1 protein-coding gene and 1 pseudogene are annotated in these 1,125 nt (G+C 38.5%); both read left to right on the forward strand.

Annotation, left to right across the window (positions count from 1 at the left end):
- Window positions 1–555: pseudogene (locus tag ACE1CC_RS03510) on the forward strand (hypothetical protein); the annotation flags it as partial.
- Window positions 556–563: 8 nt separating this feature from the next.
- Window positions 564–878 (forward strand): hypothetical protein, encoded by a 315-nt coding sequence (locus ACE1CC_RS03515; protein ID WP_413269090.1) that lies wholly within the window; start codon window positions 564–566, stop codon window positions 876–878.
- The last annotated feature ends 247 nt before the right edge of the window (window positions 879–1,125 follow it).

The raw sequence follows: 1,125 nt of genomic DNA on the forward strand, positions 1-1,125 counted from the left end.
TTATGGATTCTCACTCCCACAGCATCACCACTTTTATTAGATGAATTTAGGGCAATTTCTGATGGCGAAAACTGGGAACCTGGAGTTTATTTACTAGGCGAGGGGTTGAAAACTGCGATCGTAGCCATTCATCAGTTACCACCTACTCCAGAAACGCTCTGGCTGAGAATTTTGGGTAAGGGAACAGTCCAAAAAAAAGCAATTAATGAATTGACCGCACTACCAGAAGATAACTCATTACGAGCAAATGCGCTAGAGTTATTGTATAATCTGCGCGTCATTCTCGAAACAAATCAAAACTTAGATGCAGAAGACAGGGAGTTAATTATGGAATTATCACCGCTTTATTTAGAGAGGTTAGATGAGGCTACACAACAAGGTATTCAACAAGGTGAAAGCATTGTTGTAGAAAATTTGCTCAGAGTTCGTTTTGGAGTATTAGATGAGGAACTACAGTCAATAGTTACTCCTTTGTTAGAGTTACCACCAGAAGAGTTTACTTCATTGCTGTTGCAATTATCCCGTGATGAATTATTGGCTAGGTTTAGCAGATAGAATCAAGAATGATTTTCTTAATAACCTTTTCAGAAACTCGGTTTTTTAGAAAAACTGGGTTTCTTTGGCAAGTGCGATCAAACTGTTTTGAGTTAGGCGATCTTTTTTTTCTTTTGGTGGGAAAAGTGCGATTGGGTTGTTTTTGGTTATGCGATCGGACTACCAGCAAAAAATGCGTTCGCGTAGCGTGCTCTCTTGCATATCGCTTTTTTCAGCTAAGTTTAGAAAAGGCGATCATTCTTTTTTCTCTTGGTGGTAAAAAGTGCGATCGGGTTGTTTTTGGTTATGCGATCGCACTACTAGCAAAAAATGCGTTCGCGTAGCGTGCCGTAGGCATATCGCTTTTTTCAGTTAAGTTTAGGAAAGGCGATCTTTCTTTTTGTGTTGCTGGGAAAAGTTCGATTGGGTTGTTTTTGGTTATGCGATCGAACTATGTTTTGTTATTTATGCGATCGCCCTGATTAATATCATTAACTGAAATAGATGAACCATCAAATAATATAATTAATACATAGAGTATAAAAATCCCTAATGACTCGCTTTCCCCACGATCAATTTGCCAAAGAATAC

The sequence above is a fragment of the Floridaenema aerugineum BLCC-F46 genome, assembly GCF_041929345.1.
Lineage (GTDB): Bacteria > Cyanobacteriota > Cyanobacteriia > Cyanobacteriales > Aerosakkonemataceae > Floridanema > Floridanema aerugineum.

Excerpts from the sequence above, each read along its gene's own strand:
- ACE1CC_RS03515 (WP_413269090.1), top strand. The coding sequence starts at position 564 with ATGATTTTCTTAATAACCTTTTCAGAAACTCGGTTTTTTAGAAAAACT.